Consider the following 20,406-nt stretch of genomic DNA (forward strand, 5'->3'; position numbering starts at 1 on the left):
GATGCAAGGCGATCAGCTACGCCGTCGCCGACCCCAGCAGCATCACGCCGCCGATCAGCACCGCGCAGCCTGCGACCCGCCAGGCCGTGACCCGCTCGCCGAGGATCAGCATGCCGAACAGTGCGCCCACCATCATCGACATTTCGCGCGCGGGCGCGACGAGGCTGAGCGGCGCGCCCATTTCGATGGCTGACAGCACGAGGATGTAGGACAGCGGCGCCAGCGCGCCGACGCCGAGCGCCAGCCACCAATGGCCCTGCATTCGTTTCTTCGCCCCGGGCCAATCTCGCATCACTACCGGCACCAGCAGGAAGAAGCGCAGCAGATTGGAAAGCCAGTCGAGCACGACCGGGTGAATCCCGAGCACCTTGACGCCGTAGCCGTCGACCACCGTGTAGCTCGCGATCAGCGACCCCGTCGCGGTGCCCCAGCGCACGCCGTCGAGGCCGCGCGGCTTCCTGAACGCGGAGAGGTCGCCCTGGGTGGTGATGAGGCCGATGCCGGCGACGACGGCGAACAGGCCGAGGATGCCTTGCGTGGTCGGCGTCTCCCGCAAAAGGATGAACGCGCCGATCGAGGAGAGCATCGGCCCGGTGCCGCGCGCGACCGGATAGACCACCGAGAGATCGGCGACCTGGTAGCCGCGCTGCAGGCACAGGCTGTAGGCAAGGTGGATGATCGTGCTGAGCACGATGCAGATGACGACGGGCCCGTTCCAGGTCAGGTCGTCATAGATCAGAATCCAGATCATCCACGGCAGGTAGACGATGCTGGAGAAGAGGTTCGATGCGAACACGAAGGCCGCGCCGGCCGCAGCGGCGCGCTTCGCGAGCAAATTCCATGTGGCGTGAATAAAGGCGGCGAGGATAACGAGGGTAAGCGGGACGAGCGACATGAGACCTCCGTGCCATCCGGCGCGAACAAGATCTCGACATCTCCTCCTCTGGGCTTTTGTCCCTCGGGTGCAGCCGCGGCGCTCACCGCGGTTTCCGCAACGCTCGGACCGGCGATGGCGGTTTCACCATCCGGAACCCTAGTTGCCACTCAGTCGATGGAACTCCGATATGTCAGGGAATCGGGTGCGGTCAATGCGGAATCTATGCTGCAGGTGCGCAATGCCGCGCGATCAGGCGGCCAGATCCTGCAACAGCAGCGATGAGCCGCGAATCAGCACCTTGCGTCCCTTCGCCGTGATAATGGGCGCATCGCCGATCATTACAGCGAGTTCCAGTGCGATCAGGCCGTCGATCGTGTAGCGGCTCATGCGCGGCAATCTTGATGCCGGCGTGCGCAATGCCTTCAAGGCTTCCCACTGGGACGGCGTCAGGTCGTAGTCGAATTCTTCGTTCATGGTGCCTCGGCTTCCACAATTCTTGTGGCGTCTCATAGCGAGCGCACGTGAAATTCGTGCGACCGCAACGAGTCGGTATTTCGACAAGCGACGATGCGCTGTCACATCATCGTGTCATTGGAATTGGTCGATGTTGTCGAATCACGCGGGGGGCCAAAAAACAAAAACGCAGGCACAGGTCGCGTGAGCAGGGCCGGCAAAAAGGCCGCCCGATCGCCGCAACCCTTAGGAGAAGGTTACTAACGAAAGGTAAACAGCGAGGCTGGTTGAAATACTGTGATTCAACTCACAGCGCGAGGAACAGCGCGGCAGCCGTAGGGTGGGCAAAGCGAAGCGTGCCCACCATCTTTTGCGAGCAGAGAATGGTGGGCACGGCGCTGTGCGCCTTTGCCCACCCCTCATATGAGGCGTTTTGAGTCAAGCATCCCGGCGGGGCTTGGATGTGATTTTTACGTTCGGTGGAGCGGCGGCGCGCGGAGCCATGCGTAGCGCAGCGTGCCGCCGCGGTCGGTGCGCTCTGGGACTGGCTTCCGGCGATTTATGCAGTTGCTCACTGCATCACCTCATATCCGGTCGGACCGCTGTGATCCGCACCCACATTCCGCATGCATGCGGCGAGGAAGCCACGAGGATGAGACCCATCTACGAAACAGCCTGTTTGCTGGCCCAAGGGTGGCACGGTCACCATCCATCCCGCGCTGACCGCGGCAGATGCCGCGACGCTGACGCGTTCGTTGAAAGTGTTTAGATCTTTACGGCCTTGAGCACCGCGCCTTCCGGCACGAGACCGGTCGTGAGGTAGCGCCACAGCGCCACCATCAGCTTGCGCGCCAGGGCGACGATGGCGACGCGCTTGATGCGCTTGCCGGCATCGAGCGTGCGCTTGCGGTACTCCAGGGTCAGCTTGCTGTCCGGCTGATGCCGCAGCCACAGCCAGGCCAGTTCGATCGCGGCACAGCGGGCGCGCGGATTGCCCGCCTTGCTGATGCCCTGGTCGCGGTCGATGCCGCCGCTCCGCCACGGACTGGGCGTCAGCCCGAAATAGCTCCCGACCTCGCGGCGATTGCGGAAGTCCTTGTAGAACACCTCGCTGGTCAGCGTCGTCGCGAACGCCGGGCCGAGACATTTGAGCCGGCGCAGCAGTTCGCTGCGCCGGGTCATCTCGGCTTCCGCAGGGGATGGCTCCGCTGCGGCCGCCTCCTGCGCGAGCACGTCGAGCCGATCGCGCACCAGCATCAGCCGCGCGTGCTCGTGTCGGATCTCGCTCAGCATCCGCGGCGGCACCGCCTGGCCTTGCCAATCCCGCTGCGCCGCCAGCCAGCTCAGCCAGTCGCGCCGCCGCGGGTTCCCGACCGCCATGCCCAGCAGGCGCAGCAGTGCCTTGATCCGGTTGGTGTGCGCGGTTTGCTCCTTGATCAGCCGGTCGCGCTCGCGGCTGCCGCGGCGCGCGTCCTCCTGTTCGGCTGCAGGCACCCGGACGATCCGCACCACCCGCGGCTCGCCGCGCAGATACGCCATCAGCGTGCGCAGCATCCGCTCGCCATCGATCCGGTCGGTCTTCACCCGCCGCGCCCGCTGGTCCACCGCAATGCTGGCGGGATCAAACACGTAGTTCGTGATGCCGGCCGCCAGCAGCAGCCGGTGCAGCCAGAACCCGTCGTAGCCCGCCTCGTAGCAGCTCGCCACCGCCGGAACGCCTCCCAGCGCTCGAGCCGCCCGCTCCCGAACCCGACCCACCAACGCCAACAGCTCGGCATGATCGCCACCCTCCAGCTTGTGGTGCGATATCTTGTCCTTGTCCGGGCTGTGCAGCGCGACCCGCCAGCTCCGCTGGCTCAGTTCGATTGCAACGAAAATTGTGCCAATATGGCCGGCGGTGGGCGCGGCTACGGTGGATGCTTGCATCTGACTCTCCGAGGGGTTCGAGTGTGGAAACCCAAACCTTATCGGAAAGGCCACGCTCACCGCCTCATGGAATCTACGATTACCCCCGCCGTACGCTCGCGCCGCCGTCGACCGGCAGCGTCACGCCGGTAATAAAACTCGCTTCATCCGACGCAAGGAACAGCGCGGCGTTGGCGACGTCCCAGCCGGTGCCCATCTTCTGCCGCAGCGGAACCTTGCTGTCGCGCTCGGCCTCGACTTCGGCGCGGCTCTTTCCCCACTCGCGGGCGCGGGTGTCGACTGCCATCGGTGTGTTCATCAGGCCGGGCAGGATGACGTTGGCGCGGATGCCGTACTGCGCGTTCTGGTAGGCGAGTTGTTCGGTGAAGGCGATCATCGCTGACTTGGTCGCCTTGTATGCCACATACGGGTAGGTGGTGATCGCGGCCATCGAGGAGATGTTGATGATCGCGCCGCTCTTTTGCTGGCGCATGATCGGGATCACGTGCCTGGCGGCCCACACGCAGCTCTTCAGATTGATCGCGACGCAGCGGTCGAACGCTTCCTCTGAAATCTCGAGCAGTTCCGCGTCGCCGCCGGACAGGCTGACGCCGACATTATTATGCAGGATGTCGACGCGACCCCAGCGTGCTTTCGCATCCTCTACCATCGCCTTGAGCTCGGCATTTTTGGTGACGTCGGCCTTGAACGCTGCCGCGGTGCCGCCATTCGCGGCAATCAGATCGACGGTTTCCTGCGCCGATTCCAGATGGTGATCGACACACAGCACCCTGGCGCCTTCGCGCGCAAAGGTCAGCGCGGTGGCGCGGCCGTTGCCGATGCCTTCGCCGGGGCTCTGGCCGGCGCCGACGACGATGGCGACACGATCTTTCAGACGCATTCATTCCGCTCCCGGGATCGGGTACTGTTGCAGTACCTCTTTGTAATAGGGTTCGTTGTCGATCTTCATCGTCGCCAGCACGCGCACCACCGCGCAATAGAAGGCGATGGTGAGCACGAGGTCGACCATCTCCTCATCGGAAAGCTCTCGCTTGATCTCGGCGAAGGTCGCCTCCGACATTGCCAGTTCCCGCACCATCTCGCGGGTGCCGCGCAATATTACCTTCGCCAGCGGCTCGAGCTTCGAGGGCTTGCCCTCGGTCTCGGCCATTAGTGCGGCGATATCGTCATCGGTGACGCCGAATTCCCTGCCGATCTTCACGTGGTGGGTGAACTCGTATTCCGATTTCTCCATCCAGCCGACCTGCAGGATCGCAAGTTCACGCAGGCGCGGATCGAGCTTGCTCTTGAAGCGGATATGATTGCCGACGCCGTTGAAGGCGCGGGCCATGTCGGGCGAGTTCACCAGGAGCTTGTGCAGATTGGTGTTGCGCATGAGCATGTCGCGGTATTCGGGGGCGACCTGGTCAGCTTCGAGATAGGGCAGGCGGGCCATTTTATTGTTGTCCTTGTTGGCGATAGCGGATGGCGCTCACCTAGCCGTACAGCGCTTTGTGCTCCTGCTCATACTTCGCGTAGGAGTCCTTGATGCTCGCCATGTTCAGCAACATGGTTGCAACCGGTTTTTCATCTGCCGCGAATACGGTCGTGCGCATCCACACGCTTTCGGTGCGGCGGCTGCCGCTGAGCGCGACCACCTCGCGTTCGGCGAAATAGTTCTCGCCGACGAAGAGCGGACCGCGCAGCAGGCGGATTTCCTGATCGGCGAACAGGCCGACCGCGGGCCCGCGCACCGGCAGGCGGTCCTCGCGGGCGCGGTATTGAAACAGCACGCTCAGCATCTCGAACGGAATAATCGCCCGGCCCCAGGGATTGAGCTCCTGCGAATAATACGCTGAAGGTTCGGTGATGGCCTTGAGCTTGTCGGCGAGCGAAAACGGATAGAGATCGCCCATGTGCTGGTCGAAATCCATTTTCACGGTCTGCCGTCCCGTCTTCATGCCGACCTTGAGATCGGCGAGGATGACGGGGTCGGCGAGCGGCTTCAACTCGCCGAGCCGCCGCGAAAGCGCCGTCTCCGCGACGTCACCGACGGAAGCGGTGCCGCGCAGGATCTCGGTGCCGTCGCGCTTGGTCATGCCGATCGCGCAAATGGTCTGGCCGGGCTTCGGTCTCTCGATATTGGCCTGCACCTCCTCGCCCTCGAAGGCGGGGTTGCGGTAATGCGCGGACAGGCATCCGGTTTCGAACCAGGCCTGGCCCCAGATCCGCTCGCACAGCGGCGCGAACTGGCTGAAATGGGTCGGGCCCTCGATGGTGCCGCCCTGAAACCCGAGCTTTTGCGCGGTGGCATCGTCGTGGATCGAGGCGTGGGAATCGTAGACCTGCGCGTGGAGCATCTGTTTGGGGCTGCGCCACGGCCCCACCAGCAGATCGCCGCTTTCCAATAACTCGGTTCTGAACGCCGGTTCTGTCATCCTTGGTGTCTCCCTCTACGCCCAAGCGTTTCAAAGAAGGCGAGGTCTCGCAAGGGGCGAGCCGATCCACAGGGCAGGCCGAGATATGTCCTGCGGCCATGAATTCACGCTGGGCACGCATAGCAAAACCGGTGCATTCTGTTCGCAATTAGACCGGTTCAAATCACCGGCGCGACGGGGAGCGGACGAATGGCGTTGATGGAAGTGGGGCTGGACGACAAGTACCGGCTGGATGCGAAGCGAATCTTCCTCTCCGGTACGCAGGCGCTGGTCCGGCTACCGATGTTGCAGCGCGAACGCGACCGCGCAGCAGGACTCAACACCGCCGGTTTCATATCAGGCTACCGTGGCTCGCCGCTCGGCATGTACGATCACGCGCTGTGGCGCGCCAAAAGCTTCCTCAAGCAGCATGACATCGAGTTCGCGCCCGGCCTCAACGAGGATCTCGCCGCGACCGCCGTGTGGGGCAGCCAGCAGGTCGGCATGTTCCCCGGCGCCAAGGTCGATGGCGTGTTCGGTATCTGGTATGGCAAGGGGCCCGGCGTCGACCGCTCGGTCGATGCGCTCAAGCATGCCAACTCGGCGGGCACGTCGAAGGATGGCGGCGTGATTGCGCTGGCCGGCGACGACCATGGCTGCCAGTCCTCGACGCTGGCGCATCAGAGCGAGCAGGTGTTCGCCGCGGCGCTGATGCCGGTGGTCAATCCCGCAACGCTGCAGGATTATCTCGATCTCGGCATTCTGGGCTTTGCGCTGTCGCGCTACTCCGGCTGCTGGGTCGGCTTCAAGGCGATCTCGGAGACGGTCGAAAGCTCGGCCTCGATCGTCAGCGATCCCGACCGGATCAGGATCATCACGCCGGATGATTTCGAGATGCCGCCCGGCGGTCTCTCGATCCGCTGGCCGGATGCGCCGATGGAGCAGGAGCGGCGGCTGCACGGCCCGAAGATGCAGGCGGTCGCGGCATTCGCGCGCGTCAACCACTTCGACCGGATCGTGCTGGACTCCAAGCCGGCGCGGCTCGGCATCATGGCGACCGGCAAGGCCTATCTCGATCTGCGTCAGGCGCTGGCCGATCTCGGCATTACCGATGCGGAAGCGCAGGCGCTGGGATTGCGCATCTACAAGGTCGCGTTGACCTGGCCGCTGGAGGAAACCGGCGCGCGCGCCTTTGCTGAAGGCTTGCAGGACGTGCTTGTCGTCGAGGAGAAGCGCGGCTTCATCGAGGACCAGCTTCTTCGCATTCTTTATAACGTCGACGCGTCGAAGCGGCCTTCGGTGGTCGGCAAGCGCGACGAAGCCGGCGCCATGCTGCTGCCGAGCGAGGGCGAGTTGACGCCGACCATGGTGGCGGCGGCCGTGGTCGCGCGGTTGCGCCGGCTTGGCCATCGCAGCCCGGCGCTGGAGCAGCGCCTCGCCAAACTCGAAGCCTTCGACCGGCCGGGGGAGGGCACAGGCGCAGCAAAACTGCAGCGCACGCCGTATTTCTGCTCGGGCTGCCCGCACAACACGTCGACCAAGATTCCCGAGGGCAGCCGTGCGATGGCCGGCATCGGCTGTCACGGCATGGCGCTGTCGGTGCCGAACCGCCGGACGCAGACGATCTCGCATATGGGGGCGGAGGGCGTCACCTGGATCGGGCAGGCGCCGTTCACCGATGAGCCGCACGTCTTCCAGAACCTGGGCGACGGCACCTACACCCATTCCGGCCTGCTGGCGATCCGCGCGGCGGCCGCCTCCGGCGTCAACATCACCTACAAGATTCTTTATAATGACGCGGTGGCGATGACCGGCGGCCAGCCGGCCGAAGGCGGGCTGACGGTTTCGCAGATTGCGCATCAGGTGTCGGCTGAGGGCGCCAAGCGGCTCGTCATCGTCTCCGACGATCCCGAGAAATATCCCAGCAATTACTTCCCGTCAGGCGCGACTGTTCATCACCGCCGCGAACTCGACGCGGTGCAAAGGGAGCTGCGCGAGGTCAAGGGTCTCACCGTCCTGATCTATGACCAGACCTGCGCTGCGGAAAAGCGCCGCCGCCGCAAGCGTGGGCTTTATCCGGACCCGCCGAAGCGTATCTTCATCAATGAGCGCGTCTGCGAGGGCTGCGGCGACTGCTCGTCCGTCTCCAACTGCGTCTCGGTGCAGCCGCTGGAAACCGAATTCGGCCGCAAGCGGCGGATCGACCAGTCGAACTGCAACAAGGATTTTTCCTGCATCGAGGGCTTTTGCCCGAGCTTCGTCACCGTGCATGGCGGCAAGCTGCGCAAGGCGGACCGCACCGCGGCCGATCCGTCGGCGCTGTTTGCCGATCTGCCGACGCCCGCCCCGCTGGCGCTCGCCGGTCCCTACAACATCCTGGTTACCGGTATTGGCGGCACCGGCGTCATTACCATCGGCGCGCTGCTCGGCATGGCCGCCCATGTCGAGGGCATGGCGTGTTCGACGCTCGACTTCACGGGTCTGTCGCAGAAGAACGGCGCGGTCATGAGTCACGTCCGCATTGCGCCCACGGCGGACGACCTCTCGACCGTCCGCATCGCCCCCGGTAACGCCAATCTCATTCTCGGCTGCGACATCGTCGTCGCCACTAGCGTTCCTTCGCTGAGCCGGGCCGAGCGCGGCGTCACGCGGGCGATCGTCAATGCCGATCTCTTGCCGACGGCGAGCTTCGTCATCAACCCCGACATCGATTTCGAGGCGGGGACGATGCGGGAGTCGCTCAACGAGGCGGTCAGCGCCTCCGATCTCGACATTCTCGATGCGACGGGACTGGCGACCGCGCTGATGGGCGACAGCATCGCCACCAACGCCTTCATGCTCGGCTTTGCGTTCCAGCGCGGCGCGATCCCGCTGTCGCTGGAGGCGATCATGAAGGCGATTGACCTGAACGGCGCGGCGATCGAGATGAACAAGCTGGCGTTCTCGTGGGGCCGGCTCGCCGCCCATGATCTCCAGCGCGTCGTCAGCGCGGCGCGCTTCAAGAGTTCGGGCGCGGCGCCGGTGAAGCGGACGCTTGAGGAGAGCATCGCCTTCCGCGCCAAATTCCTGACGGACTACCAGGACGAGGCCTATTCGAAACGCTACCTCGCCGAGGTCGAGCGCGTCCATGCCGCGGAAGCCAAGGGCTCGCCCGGATCGCATGAGCTGACGGAAGCCTTCGCAAAGGGCCTGTTCAAGCTGATGGCCTACAAGGACGAATACGAAGTCGCCCGGCTTTATTCCGACGGCGAGTTCGCAAAAGCGTTGAAGGAACAGTTCGACGGCGAGGAGGGCGTCAAGGTCAGCCTCGCGCCGCCGCTGCTCGCGTCGCGTGACAAGGTCACGGGCCGTCTGCGCAAGCGCGAGTTCGGCGGCTGGATCTTCCGCGCGTTCGATATCCTGACCCGGTTCAAGTTCCTGCGCGGCACCGCGTTCGATCCGTTCGGCTACACGGCCGAGCGGCGGATGGAACGCGCATTGCCGGGCGAATATTCCGCCATGATCTTCCGCCATCTCGGCAGTGCGAAGCCGCAGGATTGGCCACGTCTGGTGACGCTGGCAAAATCTGCGGAACTTGTTCGCGGCTACGGCCATATAAAGGAAGCTAATGTCGCGAAATACCGCGCGGAGTGCGCGCGGCTGGAGGCCGCGATCGGCCAACCGGTGGCGCAGGCAGCCGAATAGCGGCTGCTCGCTTTGCGTGTGAACTTTTCCACCGCTGACATCACTCACCGGTAACCCTGAGGGCGGAACCGGCTGGAATTATCCGCACCACTTCCTACATGATGGTTATTCCCCAGTTTGTTGAGTCGGTTTCACGAGGCCCGCGATGGTCCTGAAGAATGCTATTGCCGCAGCACTTTGCACGGCGCTCCTGATATCGGGCAGCGCCGCGCTGGCGGACGAGTATCGCGCCGGCGAACTGTTCAGCCTCGATCCTTCGACGGCTTTGCTTTCGCCGAAGCGGCTCGGCCCGGAGACGCAATTCGCGCCGGTTAGAATCGAAGCCAGGACCGACCGCAGGCCGGTGAGGACGGAGCGCGTGGTTGCCCGTAAAACTCCGGAGCGCAAGGCCCATGTTGCGCAGGAGCGCGTGGAGAAGCCGCGCGGTGCGGCCCGCGCCCAGCTGGCGCGCCGTCATAGCAATCCGCTCGACGCGCAGGCCCGCGACACGCGGATTCAGACCTGGCCGTGCAGATCCGGCGCCATCTGCGGCTGGCAGAATTAATTCGTAACTGCCGTAGGGTGGGCAAAGCCACCGGGTCGCGCGAATGCGCGCCCGATGACAGGCTCCGCGTGCCCACCATTCACGAACACGTTCGCGGACAGATGGTGGGCACGCTGCGCTTTGCCCACCCTACAAACCTACGATTCCACGTCATCCACCTGTCGTAAAAGCTTCAGCCGCGTATCAAATTCAACGGGCACACCTTCGTCGTGATTCGACGAGGGTGCTTCGATGCCGATTGCGATACGCGCCGGGCAAAGCCTGAACCGGCGTCAATTATTGGTTCGCTCCGCCGCAACAGGCGCCGTCGCCGGTCTCGGCAGCCTCGCCAGACCCTATCTCAGCCGCGCGGCGGATCGGCCGCTCATCACGAGCGGCATTCAATCGGGCGACGTCTCGGCTGACTCCGGCGTGATCTGGGCCCGCGCCGACCGCGCCGCACGGATGCATGTCGAGTGTTCAACGGCCGAGAACTTCAGGACCATCATCGGCGCGGCTTCGGCCGATGCCTTGCCGGCGAGTGATTTCACCTCGAAGGTTCTGCTCGACGACCTGCCCTCGGGGCAGGACATCTTCTATCGCGTTCGGTTTGAAAGCATCGACACGTCGGGACTGGCCGGCGAGGCGCAGCTCGGGCATTTCCGCACCGCGCCCGCCGCACGGAGCAACGTATCGTTCGCCTGGTCGGGCGACACGACGGGGCAGGGCTGGGGCATCGACGAAAGCCGTGGCGGGATGCGGACTTACCGGACTATGCTCGACAACCGTCCGGACTTCTTCATCCATTCCGGCGACCACATCTATGCGGACTGTCCGGTGGAGCGGGAATTGAAACTGCCCGATGGCGGGGTGTGGCGAAATATTATCACCGAGGAAAAGTCCGTCGTCGCTCAAACCCTCGAACAGTTTCGCGGCAACTACAAATACAACTGGCTCGACCGGAACTTTCGCGCCTTCCATGCCGCCGTGCCCCTGTTCGCGCAATGGGACGATCACGAGGTCACCAACGACTGGGCGCCGGTCGGCACCGCCGACGAGACCGGGTACGCCGAGGACGGCTCCTCGCTTCTGGTGGCGCGGGCGCGCCGTGCCTTCCATGAATTCATGCCGATGCGCGCGCGACCTGCGCAGGAGGACGGCCGCATCTATCGCAAGATCGGCTACGGCCCGCTGCTCGACGTATTCATGATCGACATGCGCAGCTACCGCGATTCCACCTTCAACAAGCGCGACGACTGTAGCGACACCTGTATCCTCGGCCCGGCGCAACTGGCCTGGCTGAAGCGCGAGCTGGTGTCATCCGACGCGACCTGGAAAGTGATTGCCGCCGACATGCCGATCGGCCTGATCAGCGAGGACGCGATTGCACTCGGCGACGGGCCGCCGGAGCGGCGCGAGCACGAGATCGCTGATCTCCTGTCGTTCATGAAGCGCGCCGGCATCCGCAACACGGTGTGGCTGACCGCCGACATGCATTACACCGCGGCGCATCATTACGATCCGAACCGCGCCACTTATCAGGATTTCGAACCGTTCTGGGAGTTCGTCTCCGGCCCGCTGCATGCCGGCACCTGGGCGCCGGCTCCGCTCGACAATACGTTCGGGCCGAAAGCGGTGTTCCAAAAGGGCTGCAGCGGCGAGAATCTCGCGCCATGCTTCGGGATGCAGTTCTTCGGCCGCGTCGATATCGACGGCAAGACCGAAGTGATGACCGTGACGCTAAAGGATGTCGACAACCGCGACCTCTGGTCGGTCGACATCGAGCCCCGTCCTGATGCGCGGCCGGGCCAGATCATGGCGCAGCATATCTGACGCCTTCGATCGGGCGACCCGCGGCACGGAAATCCCGGCAAACTTCCATGTTCGTGCCGCATAGTTCGGCCAGGCTCTGTCGCCCTACCGACACGTTGGCTAAAAAAACAACTCGAAATTGCGTGTCGTTTCTTGAAGGAGGCGTTGCGGTGGCGCACAATTCGCCTGTCCCTCCCGACCGGAGCGCTGCCATGTTTGTCGCCGAGAGCAAGCGCCTGACGCATCAGGGCGCGAAGATGATCATGGCGACGGCGCTGGAACTGGCCGGTCAGGCCAAGATCGCGATCTCCTGTGCCATCGTCGATGCCGGCGGGCACGTGATCCTGATCGAACGAATGGACGGCGGCCGCTTCCACACCGTGCACTCCTCGACCACCAAGGCAGTGTGTGCCGCGTCAAATCGGCGTCCGACCACGGCCAAGGGCGCGGCCGGCCAGGACCTCGACGTGGCCCACGCGATCGGACTTGCACTCGCGGCCGGACCGGAACGGTGGACGGCGATGGAAGGCGGCGTGCCGGTGCTGGTCGACCGCGAATGTGTCGGCGGCGTCGGCGTGAGCGGCGGCGACTGGGAGACCGATTTGCGGATCGCCAAGCTAGCCGTCGAGTCGATCGGCGCGAAATGGGAATGATATCGCAGGGACCGAAGCCGGTCCCGGGAGGGCAAAGTGATGGGTGCCGATCCGCTCCGCGTGGCCTGTGTCGGGATGGGATGGTGGTCCGACGTTTTGGCGGATGCGATTCAGCGCTCGGGCAAGCTCGAGATCCGCGGCTGCTACACTAGGTCCGAAGAAAAGCGCAAAAGCTTCGCGGCAAAGTATCGCTGCCGGCCGGCCGAGAGTTACGAGGCGCTGCTGGCCGATCCCGAGATCGAGGCGATCATCAATACCACGCCGAACGACGTGCATCTGGCGACGACCTGTGCGGCCGCTGCCGCCGGCAAGCACGTCTTTCTGGACAAACCGATTGCCAACAGCATCGTGGACGGCCGCGCCATCACCGATGCCTGCCGCAAGGCCGGCGTGGTGCTGGCGCTCGGCTATCAGCGGCGGCGCGAGAGCCATTTCCGCCACGTCAGGCGAGAGATCGACGCTGGCCGGTTCGGCAAGCTCGTCAACGCCGAGGCGAATATCAGCCGCGACCGACTCGGCAAGATCGATCTCACCTCCTGGCGCTACCAGGCCGCGGGTATGCCGGGCGGCGTGATGCTGCAGATCGGGATCCACTACATCGATGTGCTCGCCTACCTGATCGGGCCGGTCCATGCGGTGCGTGCGCAGTCGGCGCAACTGGTGCTGCCCGGCGACAATCCTGATGTCGCCAGCCTGATCCTGCAGCATGAGAACGGCGCGCTCTCGACGCTGAACGCAAGCTACGCCTCGGCGTCGGAATATTACCTGATGAACGTCTACGGCAAGGAGATGACGGCGTTCTATGATCTGCACCATGGGCTGCGGCTGCTCAAGCGCGGCGAAAGCCAGCCGGTCGCGGTGCCCTGCGAAAGTAACGACACCCTCGTCGAGGAACTCGAGGAGTTCGCCGCGGCGGCGCGCGGGCAGGGCCAACATGAAGTCGGGGGCGAGGAGGCGACGCGATCGCTCGCGGTGGTACGCGCCGGCATCGTTTCGGCGCGCGAGGGGCGTTCGGTCGAGGTCGCGGAAATACTGAACGGTGACGGAAAAATGTGACGGCGCAGCAGCAGGACAGGAGCGCGCGTTATGAAACCTGGTACGAGCGTCTGGAAAGTTTTCGCGGTTGCGATGCTGTTCGTCGGCATCGCCGGGCAGGCAGGTGCGCAGGACTATCCCTCCAGAGCGATCACGGTGGTCGTGCCGTTCCCGCCCGGAGGCGCCAGCGACGTGGTGGCGCGCATCGTCACCAATCAGATGTCGAAGATCCTCGGGCAATCCATCGTCATCGAGAATGTCAGCGGCGCCGGCGGCACCGTCGGCAGCGCGCGCGTCGCCTCTGCCGCCCCCGACGGCTATACCCTGCTTGCCGCGGCGATGGGCTCGCATGTCGCCGCTCCCGTGCTGACGCCGAACCTCAAATACGATCCGGTTACCGATTTCGTGCCGATCGGGTTCACCGCCCATTCCCCGGCGATCGTTATCGCGCGGAAGGATTTTCCGGCCAACGACCTGAAGGAGTTCGTCGCAACCCTTCGGCAGCGGGGCGACACGGTGAAGCAGGCGCATGGCGGCATCGGCGCGTCCTCGCATATGGCGTGTCTGCTGTTCACCGCGGAAATCGGCGCGAAGCCGGCGCTCGTTGCCTATCGCGGCTCAGGCCCGGCCTTGAATGATCTGGTCGGCGGGCACGTCGATTTCATGTGCGAGCAATCGGTCAGCGTCGCCGAGTCGGTTCTGGCCGGCTCGGTCAGGGCCTTCGCCGTCTCGGCCGCGAAACGACTCGAAAACCTGCCGAATGTTCCGACCGCCGGCGAAGCGGGCATCGGCTATCAGATGAGCGTCTGGGCCGGACTGTTTGCGCCGAAAGGCGTTTCGCCTGAAATCATCGCCCGGCTTTCCGAAGCGCTCGACAAAGCGCTTGATGAGGCGGCCGTGCGCGAACGGATTGCCCAGCTCGGTGGCTCGATCCCGGCCAAGGACGAACGCAACCCGGCTACCTTCGACCGGTTTGTCCGGTCCGAGATCGCACGCTGGTCACCCATTCTTGCTGCGGCCGGATCGGGGAAGTGAGGCGTCGCACGCGAACCTGCGATTGTAGGTTAGTGCGCCACATGAAGTGGGCTCAGGGCGTCACCGCGAGATAGCCGCCCACCACCAGCAGCACGGAGAGCGTCACTACCACGCCAAGTACAGCGGCGATGATCGCGGGCAGTTCATGGGAATCCAGCCATTGTCGCAACGCCCTTACCATCGCACCCCTGTCTTGATTTGCCCAGCGCCCTGCGCGCAAACTATTCAATAGCGGCCTATTCCACTCAATGAAATACCGTTGAGGCGGCTTTCGTTACGCACGCGGCGCTTTTTCCTTTCCGGGAGAGCCATCATGGAACATCTGCAAACCCAGGGTATCAGCCTGCCGAAGCTTGGTCTCGGCACCTTCCGCATGCAGGGCGATGCCTGCCGCGCGGCCGTGGAGGGCGGGCTGGCGTTGGGCTACCGGCATATCGACACCGCCGAGATGTACGATAATGAGGAGGCCGTGGGTGCCGCGATTGCGGCCTCGCGCGTTCCCCGCAGGAACCTGCATGTCACCACAAAAGTCTGGAACGAAAACCTGGCGCCGGATGCGCTCCGCCGGGCGTTCGATACTTCGTTGAAAAAACTCCGGCTCGACCATGTCGACCTCTATCTGGTGCACTGGCCGGCGCCCAATATGAACCTGCCCGAGATCTTCGAAACGCTGATGCGGCTGAAGGAGGACGGCCGCACCCGCGCCATCGGCGTGGCCAATTTCAACATTGCGCTCGTCAAGACGGTGATCGAGGAGATCGGGGCGCCGATCGCCTGCAATCAGGTCGAATACCATGTGATGCTGGATCAGACGCGGCTTCGCCAATTTCTCACTGCGAAATCGATACCGCTGATCGCCTATTCACCGCTGGCCAAGGGCCTTGCGGCTTCCGACGCAGCGCTCGCCGCGATCGGGCGCAAGCACAACGCCAGCGCCGCGCAGGTTGCACTGAAATGGCTGCTCGATCAGGATGGCGTTGCCGCGATCCCGAAGGCGTCGCGCGCGGAAAGCCAACGAGCCAATCTCGACGCGCTGAAGCTGAGGCTCGACGACGCGGACCGGAAAGCGATCGCGGGCTTGCCGAAAGACAAACGGTGTGTAAATCCGGGCTATGCGCCGGCCTGGGATTGATGCCGGTTCTTGCCTTTTCCGCTGGCCGGAATTCGGGTTTTCGCTACACACGGGCGCGGCCCCAGTCCATACTGGATCGCATCAAAGGGAGGTCTTTCTAATGCGTGAAGCTGTCATCGTTTCCTACGCTCGTACGGGGCTGGCAAAGTCCGGCCGCGGCGGGTTCAACATCACCCCGCCGATGTCGCTGGCGGCCCATGCCATCAAGCACGCCGTGGATCGCGCCGGCGTCGACAAGGAATATGTCGAGGACTGCTATCTCGGCAATTGCGCGCATGGCGCGCCGAATATCGGCCGCCAGGCCGCATTGCTCGCCGGCCTGCCGAAGTCGACCGCCGGCGTCTCGGTCAACCGCTTCTGCTCGTCGGGCCTGCAGACCATCGCAATGGCCGCCAATTCGATCCGCTCTGATGGTGCCGACTGCATCGTGGCCGGCGGCGTCGAGAGCATCTCGATCCCCGGCGGTGGCTCGCCCAAGGAATCGATCGATCCCGAGCTGCTCAAGGTCGCGCCCGACATCTTCATGGCGATGATCGACACCGCCGATATCGTCGCCGAGCGCTACAAGCTCAGCCGCGAATATCAGGACGAGTATTCGCTGGAATCGCAGCGTCGCATGGCGGCTGCGCAACAGGCCAACAAGTTCAAGGACGAAATCGTCCCGATGAAGACCAAGATGAAGGTGGTCGACAAGGCGACGAAGGCGGAATCGATCGTCGACTACGTCGTCGACCGCGACGAGTGCAACCGGCCGGAAACGACCCTTGAAGGCCTTGCCAAGCTCGAGCCGGTGAAGGGCCCCGGCAAATACGTCACCGCCGGCAACGCCAGCCAGCTTTCCGACGGTGCCGCCGCCGTGGTGCTGATGGAAGCCAAGGATGCGGAAAAGCGCGGCCTCAACCCGCTGGGCCGTTTCGTCGCCTGGGCCTCCGCGGGCTGCGAGCCTGATGAGATGGGCATCGGCCCGATCTACGCCGTGCCGAAGCTGTTGAAGCGCCATGGCCTGAAGATCGACGACATCGATCTCTGGGAGCTCAACGAAGCCTTCGCCAGCCAGTGCCTCTATTCGCGCGACAAGCTCGGCATCGATCCCGAGAAGTATAACGTCAATGGCGGCTCGATCGCGATCGGTCATCCCTTCGGCATGACCGGCGCGCGTCTCACCGGCCACATCCTGCAGGAAGGCCGCCGGCGCAAGGCCAAGTGGGGCGTCGTCACGATGTGCATCGGCGGCGGCCAGGGCGGCGCAGGCCTGTTCGAGATCTATAGCTGAGCTGAAGCTTCCAGCGTGCAACAAAGAAAATGGCTCCGCGAGGAGCCATTTTCCATTTCAGGTCGGTCTCAGTAGCGATACTTCTTGATGACCACGGTCCTGTCGCGATGACCATGCCGCCATCCACGGTGCCACCCGCGGTCGCGCCTGAATTCAGCCCGCGCGCCGTGGTGGGGGTGGTGGTGGTGGTGATGATAACCGCGCTTCTTGATGATGACCGTCTCGGCGCTTGCGATCGACGGCGCCGCGATGACGAGCGCGCCGAGTGCAGCGACGATATATGCAAGCCTTTTCATTCCAATTCTCCTCCAATTGAGCTGACGTAAAACCTCACATCGCGAAGAACGTTCCGGCGGAACTTGAAGAGAATTCTGAACGGTTGTTCAGGCTCGCGCGTGGCGCGCTTCCGCTGAACTTTCGGATGAGGACGCATAGCGAGCTGTATGCCGCCTGGCGTGATGCGCCGGTTTGCCCACTCTGGGATCATTGGCCTCATTGCCGCTGCCGCGTGGGCGATGCGCGCCCTGCTTGCGGAAGGCCGCAGCCGGGCGCATCATCGTCCGATAAAATAATTATCAGGGGGAGCGCTGCGATGACCGGGTTTTCACGCCGTGATTTTCTGGGCCTGACGGGAACGGCTGCCATTGCCGCCATGTCCGGCCGCGCCAACGCCGCGATGGGTCCGAACGACAAGTACGACCTCGTGATCAAGGGCGGCGATGTGCTCGACCCCAGCCAGTCGTTGAGGGGCAAGCGCGACATCGGCATCCGCTGGGGTGTGATCGAGGCGGTCGAGAACGAGATTCCGGCCGCCCGCGCCGCCAAGACCATCGACGCGTCAGGGAAGTTGGTGACGCCCGGGCTGATCGATCTGCATTCCCACGTCTATCCCTACGGCTCGGCGATCGGTATTCCCGCCGACGAGCTGGTGCAGGCACAGGCGACCACCACGGTGGTGTCGGCGGGCGATGCCGGCGTCAACAATCTCGCGGCGCTGCGGCGATACATCGTGGCGCAGTCGCGGGCGCGGATTTACGCCTTCGTCCATATCGCGAATAACGGCCTGTCGGGATTCCCGGTCGCCGAGCTCTACAATATCGACTATGCGCAGGTGGAAGCCTGCGCGATGGCGCTGGCGGAAAATCCGGATTTCCTGCTCGGCGTGAAGGTGAGGATGTCGGAGAACGTGATCGCCAAGCACGGGCTGGAGCCGCTGAAGCGCAGCATCAAGGCCTGCGAGATGTGCGGCTGGCCGGCCAAGATGATGGTGCATATCGGTGGCGTCGAGACCAGGGAGCTGATGTCGGAGATTCTCGACCTGCTGCGGCCCGGCGACGTGCTGACGCATGCCTATTCCGGCGCGCCGAATATTGGCGGCGTCTTCACCAACATCGTGCAGGATGGAAAATTGCTGCCGGCGGCGCTCGCCGCCAAGCAGCGCGGCGTGATGTTCGATGTCGGCCATGGCGGCGGCAGCTTTGATTTCACCGTGGCGGAAGTCGCGCTTCCCGGCGGCTGCACGCCCGATACGATCTCTTCCGATATCCACGTCTTCTCCGGCAATTCGCCGGGCATGCCGTATTTACCTAACGTCATGAGCAAATTCATCCCGCTCGGCCTGACATTGGAGCAGGTGGTGGCGGCGGCAACGGTGACGCCGGCCAAGATCATCAACCGTGCGCCGAAGATCGGCACGCTGCAGATCGGCGCGCCCGGCGACGTCGCGATCATGGATCTGGTGGAGGGGCAGACCTCGTTCGTCGACACCCGCAACAACAAGCGCGAGGGCAAGCTGTTGTTGAAGCCGGTGCAGACCGTGATCAACGGCGTGCCGTTCGGCCGGCCGTATCAGGCGCCGTTCGCGGTGCGGTAAGAGATCGCGCCGCTCAGGCGGACACGCCGGCGCGGCCGAGCAGCTTGCTGACGAGCGCGGCGGGATCATCGGGGATGACGTCGCCCCGCCAGGCGACGTGCTGGTCGGTGCGCGCAAGGATGAGCTTGCGGCCGCCGGTCTGTTGCGCGTCTCCGGCGGGTACATCGACGATCGCAAACGGCACGCCGTTGGCGCGCATCGCCTCAGCCAATGGCGCCACCGCGACATCCCGATCGTATCGCAGAAGCGTGTAGCCCGGACCCAACGCATCATAGACCGGCCGTCCGTCGTCTAGCTTCGCGAATGGCAGCCTGCATCCCGGCGTCGAGGACGGCGTGAAATCCGCCATCGTAAAGCCCGGCTGCTCGGCGCCGTCATAGGCGATGATCGGGGAATGATCGTAGAAATAACCGAAGTTGAGGCCGGCGCAGCAATATTGCTGCACGTTCAGATCGTACGCTGCTTGGCCAACCTGCTTGCGGACGGCGTCACCCTCCGTCCCCGGCTGCTCGATCGCTTCGGGAACGGTGCGGCGCTGGCTCAACACCTTGCCGGCCATCTCCATCGCAAAGCGCGACACCTGTTCGGTGATGGGAAGGCGCTCGGCCTCATAGGCATCGAGAATCTTGATGTCGGCCCAGCCTTGCAGATGGGCGGCGAGCAGCCATGCGAGGTTGGTCGCGTCCGCGATCCCGGCATTCATGCCGTAACCGGCATAGGGCATCCACAAATGCGCGGCGTCGCCGCATATGAAGGCGCGTCCCCTGCGAAAGCGGTCGGCGACGAGGCGGCGGCCGACCCAGTCCTCCTTGCTCAGGATCTCGTATTCGAAATCGGGGCCGACGCCGAGGATGGCGCGGATCGAGGCGTCGCGATCGACGGAATCGAAGGTCTCGTCCTCGCGGTTGAGGTGGTTGTGGATCAGCCAGTTCTCGCGACCGTCGATGGCCACCACCGTGCCGCAGCGCCGTGGATTGAGCGACAGCGTCATCCAGGCCGGCTTGTCCATCAAGCCGAGCAAAGCGGGCGCGTGGATATAGGTCGATTGCACGCGCTGAATGATCGGTGTCCCCTGCAGGTTGGCGTCGATGGCCTTGCGAACCAGCGAGCGCGCGCCGTCGCAGCCGACGATGAAATCGGCGTGAATCGGCGAGGCGGTTCCGGTGTCGAGGTTGCGGACGGTGGCAACGATGCCGTCATTATCTTCGCGAAAATCGGCGAACGCGGTGCGGTTCAGAATTTGAAGCCCCTCGATCGAAGCCGCGTGAGCGAACAGCACCGGTTCCATGTAGATCTGATTGATACGATGCGGCGGCTCGGCCGTCGGCCAGCCGGTGTCCGGCCCGCTGGTGGCGGTGTAGCGATCGCGGCGGCAGGGGATCAGGATGCGCGACAGCTCGATGCCGGTTGCCGTGGTGCGGTAGGAGCAATCGTTGGGGTAGTCGGCCGGCAAACCGGTGTCGCGCAGCTTCTGCGCCACACCCAGCCTGCGGAAAATCTCCATCGAGCGCGACGAGACATGGTTGCACTTCACGCTCGGCGGCTCGCCGGCAGCGCGTGTTTCAACCACGGTGACGGAAATTCCGCGCGATGCGAGGTCCATGGCCAGGGTGAGTCCGACAGGACCGCCGCCGACCACGAGAATGCTGGTCTTCACCATGTCGAATGCTGCCTTCTCGCTTGCTGCGCTGGGACGATCATGCATTACTGCGCGCCAAAGAGATCATCGGGAGG

18 protein-coding genes are annotated in these 20,406 nt (G+C 64.1%); 9 read left to right on the forward strand and 9 right to left on the reverse strand.

All coding sequences use genetic code 11. From position 1 onward, the window contains the following. Window positions 1-16: 16 nt before the first annotated feature. From LMTR21_RS08675 to LMTR21_RS08700, 6 genes are all read right to left on the reverse strand, one after another. A complete protein-coding gene (locus LMTR21_RS08675) occupies window positions 17-895 on the reverse strand; it encodes a DMT family transporter (RefSeq protein WP_065751567.1) in 879 nt (292 codons plus the stop codon). Between the two features lie 231 nt (window positions 896-1,126). After that, window positions 1,127-1,351: a hypothetical protein gene (locus tag LMTR21_RS08680; protein ID WP_065751568.1), complete on the reverse strand. Its 225-nt coding sequence runs from the start codon at window positions 1,349-1,351 to the stop codon at window positions 1,127-1,129. Between the two features lie 744 nt (window positions 1,352-2,095). Continuing rightward, complete coding sequence (locus tag LMTR21_RS08685) at window positions 2,096-3,256, reverse strand: IS110 family RNA-guided transposase (RefSeq protein WP_148635942.1); 1,161 nt, start codon at window positions 3,254-3,256, stop codon at window positions 2,096-2,098. A 79-nt stretch (window positions 3,257-3,335) separates the two neighbouring features. Beyond that, window positions 3,336-4,136: an SDR family NAD(P)-dependent oxidoreductase gene (locus LMTR21_RS08690; RefSeq protein WP_065753805.1), complete on the reverse strand. Its 801-nt coding sequence runs from the start codon at window positions 4,134-4,136 to the stop codon at window positions 3,336-3,338. Next, the gene (locus tag LMTR21_RS08695) at window positions 4,137-4,691 is read right to left on the reverse strand and encodes a carboxymuconolactone decarboxylase family protein (protein WP_065753804.1); all 555 of its coding nucleotides are present in this window, start codon (window positions 4,689-4,691) and stop codon (window positions 4,137-4,139) included. A 40-nt stretch (window positions 4,692-4,731) separates the two neighbouring features. Continuing rightward, a complete protein-coding gene (locus tag LMTR21_RS08700; RefSeq protein WP_065753803.1) occupies window positions 4,732-5,673 on the reverse strand; it encodes a hypothetical protein in 942 nt (313 codons plus the stop codon). A gap of 189 nt (window positions 5,674-5,862) precedes the next feature. On the opposite strand from LMTR21_RS08700, the gene LMTR21_RS08705 reads away from it, so the two are divergent. From LMTR21_RS08705 to LMTR21_RS08730, 6 genes are all read left to right on the forward strand, one after another. Beyond that, a complete protein-coding gene (locus LMTR21_RS08705; RefSeq protein WP_065753802.1) occupies window positions 5,863-9,336 on the forward strand; it encodes an indolepyruvate ferredoxin oxidoreductase family protein in 3,474 nt (1,157 codons plus the stop codon). A 145-nt stretch (window positions 9,337-9,481) separates the two neighbouring features. Beyond that, on the forward strand, window positions 9,482-9,880 hold the full coding sequence (locus tag LMTR21_RS08710; RefSeq protein WP_065753801.1) for a hypothetical protein: 399 nt from the start codon (window positions 9,482-9,484) through the stop codon (window positions 9,878-9,880). A 231-nt stretch (window positions 9,881-10,111) separates the two neighbouring features. Continuing rightward, a complete protein-coding gene (locus LMTR21_RS08715) occupies window positions 10,112-11,692 on the forward strand; it encodes an alkaline phosphatase D family protein (protein ID WP_065753800.1) in 1,581 nt (526 codons plus the stop codon). Window positions 11,693-11,883: 191 nt separating this feature from the next. Beyond that, window positions 11,884-12,324, forward strand: a complete 441-nt coding sequence (locus tag LMTR21_RS08720; protein ID WP_065753799.1) for a GlcG/HbpS family heme-binding protein — start codon at window positions 11,884-11,886, stop codon at window positions 12,322-12,324. A gap of 39 nt (window positions 12,325-12,363) precedes the next feature. After that, on the forward strand, window positions 12,364-13,380 hold the full coding sequence (locus LMTR21_RS08725; RefSeq protein WP_065753798.1) for a Gfo/Idh/MocA family protein: 1,017 nt from the start codon (window positions 12,364-12,366) through the stop codon (window positions 13,378-13,380). Between the two features lie 30 nt (window positions 13,381-13,410). Continuing rightward, complete coding sequence (locus LMTR21_RS08730; protein WP_065753797.1) at window positions 13,411-14,394, forward strand: tripartite tricarboxylate transporter substrate-binding protein; 984 nt, start codon at window positions 13,411-13,413, stop codon at window positions 14,392-14,394. Window positions 14,395-14,446: 52 nt separating this feature from the next. Here the strand turns inward: LMTR21_RS08730 and LMTR21_RS41445 are convergent, their stop codons facing one another. After that, the gene (locus tag LMTR21_RS41445; RefSeq protein WP_283813546.1) at window positions 14,447-14,575 is read right to left on the reverse strand and encodes a hypothetical protein; all 129 of its coding nucleotides are present in this window, start codon (window positions 14,573-14,575) and stop codon (window positions 14,447-14,449) included. A gap of 132 nt (window positions 14,576-14,707) precedes the next feature. Between LMTR21_RS41445 and LMTR21_RS08735 the strand changes: the two genes are divergently transcribed. Next, window positions 14,708-15,526: an aldo/keto reductase gene (locus LMTR21_RS08735; RefSeq protein ID WP_065753796.1), complete on the forward strand. Its 819-nt coding sequence runs from the start codon at window positions 14,708-14,710 to the stop codon at window positions 15,524-15,526. A 100-nt stretch (window positions 15,527-15,626) separates the two neighbouring features. After that, complete coding sequence (locus tag LMTR21_RS08740; RefSeq protein ID WP_065753795.1) at window positions 15,627-16,799, forward strand: thiolase family protein; 1,173 nt, start codon at window positions 15,627-15,629, stop codon at window positions 16,797-16,799. A gap of 68 nt (window positions 16,800-16,867) precedes the next feature. Here the strand turns inward: LMTR21_RS08740 and LMTR21_RS08745 are convergent, their stop codons facing one another. After that, a complete protein-coding gene (locus LMTR21_RS08745; RefSeq protein WP_065753794.1) occupies window positions 16,868-17,095 on the reverse strand; it encodes a hypothetical protein in 228 nt (75 codons plus the stop codon). 296 nt (window positions 17,096-17,391) lie between these two features. Between LMTR21_RS08745 and LMTR21_RS08750 the strand changes: the two genes are divergently transcribed. Further along, window positions 17,392-18,672, forward strand: a complete 1,281-nt coding sequence (locus tag LMTR21_RS08750; RefSeq protein WP_065753793.1) for an amidohydrolase family protein — start codon at window positions 17,392-17,394, stop codon at window positions 18,670-18,672. Between the two features lie 13 nt (window positions 18,673-18,685). On the opposite strand, the gene LMTR21_RS08755 is transcribed toward LMTR21_RS08750, so the two are convergent. Further along, entirely contained in the window at window positions 18,686-20,377 is a 1,692-nt protein-coding gene (locus tag LMTR21_RS08755; protein ID WP_141688362.1) for an FAD-dependent oxidoreductase, read from the reverse strand. Window positions 20,378-20,406 lie beyond the last annotated feature (29 nt).

This window comes from Bradyrhizobium paxllaeri, assembly GCF_001693515.2.
GTDB classification, from domain to species: domain Bacteria; phylum Pseudomonadota; class Alphaproteobacteria; order Rhizobiales; family Xanthobacteraceae; genus Bradyrhizobium; species Bradyrhizobium paxllaeri.

Bases quoted from the DNA above. Each gene is read 5' to 3' on its own strand.
- LMTR21_RS08700 (WP_065753803.1), bottom strand. From the start codon at position 5,673: ATGACAGAACCGGCGTTCAGAACCGAGTTATTGGAAAGCGGCGATCTG.
- LMTR21_RS08705 (WP_065753802.1), top strand. From the start codon at position 5,863: ATGGCGTTGATGGAAGTGGGGCTGGACGACAAGTACCGGCTGGATGCG.
- LMTR21_RS08750 (WP_065753793.1), top strand. From the start codon at position 17,392: ATGACCGGGTTTTCACGCCGTGATTTTCTGGGCCTGACGGGAACGGCT.
- LMTR21_RS08730 (WP_065753797.1), top strand. From the start codon at position 13,411: ATGAAACCTGGTACGAGCGTCTGGAAAGTTTTCGCGGTTGCGATGCTG.
- LMTR21_RS08740 (WP_065753795.1), top strand. From the start codon at position 15,627: ATGCGTGAAGCTGTCATCGTTTCCTACGCTCGTACGGGGCTGGCAAAG.
- LMTR21_RS08725 (WP_065753798.1), top strand. From the start codon at position 12,364: ATGGGTGCCGATCCGCTCCGCGTGGCCTGTGTCGGGATGGGATGGTGG.
- LMTR21_RS08755 (WP_141688362.1), bottom strand. From the start codon at position 20,377: ATGCATGATCGTCCCAGCGCAGCAAGCGAGAAGGCAGCATTCGACATG.
- LMTR21_RS08690 (WP_065753805.1), bottom strand. From the start codon at position 4,136: ATGCGTCTGAAAGATCGTGTCGCCATCGTCGTCGGCGCCGGCCAGAGC.
- LMTR21_RS08695 (WP_065753804.1), bottom strand. From the start codon at position 4,691: ATGGCCCGCCTGCCCTATCTCGAAGCTGACCAGGTCGCCCCCGAATAC.
- LMTR21_RS08680 (WP_065751568.1), bottom strand. From the start codon at position 1,351: ATGAACGAAGAATTCGACTACGACCTGACGCCGTCCCAGTGGGAAGCC.
- LMTR21_RS08745 (WP_065753794.1), bottom strand. From the start codon at position 17,095: ATGAAAAGGCTTGCATATATCGTCGCTGCACTCGGCGCGCTCGTCATC.
- LMTR21_RS08710 (WP_065753801.1), top strand. From the start codon at position 9,482: ATGGTCCTGAAGAATGCTATTGCCGCAGCACTTTGCACGGCGCTCCTG.
- LMTR21_RS08735 (WP_065753796.1), top strand. From the start codon at position 14,708: ATGGAACATCTGCAAACCCAGGGTATCAGCCTGCCGAAGCTTGGTCTC.
- LMTR21_RS08685 (WP_148635942.1), bottom strand. From the start codon at position 3,256: ATGCAAGCATCCACCGTAGCCGCGCCCACCGCCGGCCATATTGGCACA.
- LMTR21_RS41445 (WP_283813546.1), bottom strand. From the start codon at position 14,575: ATGGTAAGGGCGTTGCGACAATGGCTGGATTCCCATGAACTGCCCGCG.
- LMTR21_RS08675 (WP_065751567.1), bottom strand. From the start codon at position 895: ATGTCGCTCGTCCCGCTTACCCTCGTTATCCTCGCCGCCTTTATTCAC.
- LMTR21_RS08720 (WP_065753799.1), top strand. From the start codon at position 11,884: ATGTTTGTCGCCGAGAGCAAGCGCCTGACGCATCAGGGCGCGAAGATG.
- LMTR21_RS08715 (WP_065753800.1), top strand. From the start codon at position 10,112: ATGCCGATTGCGATACGCGCCGGGCAAAGCCTGAACCGGCGTCAATTA.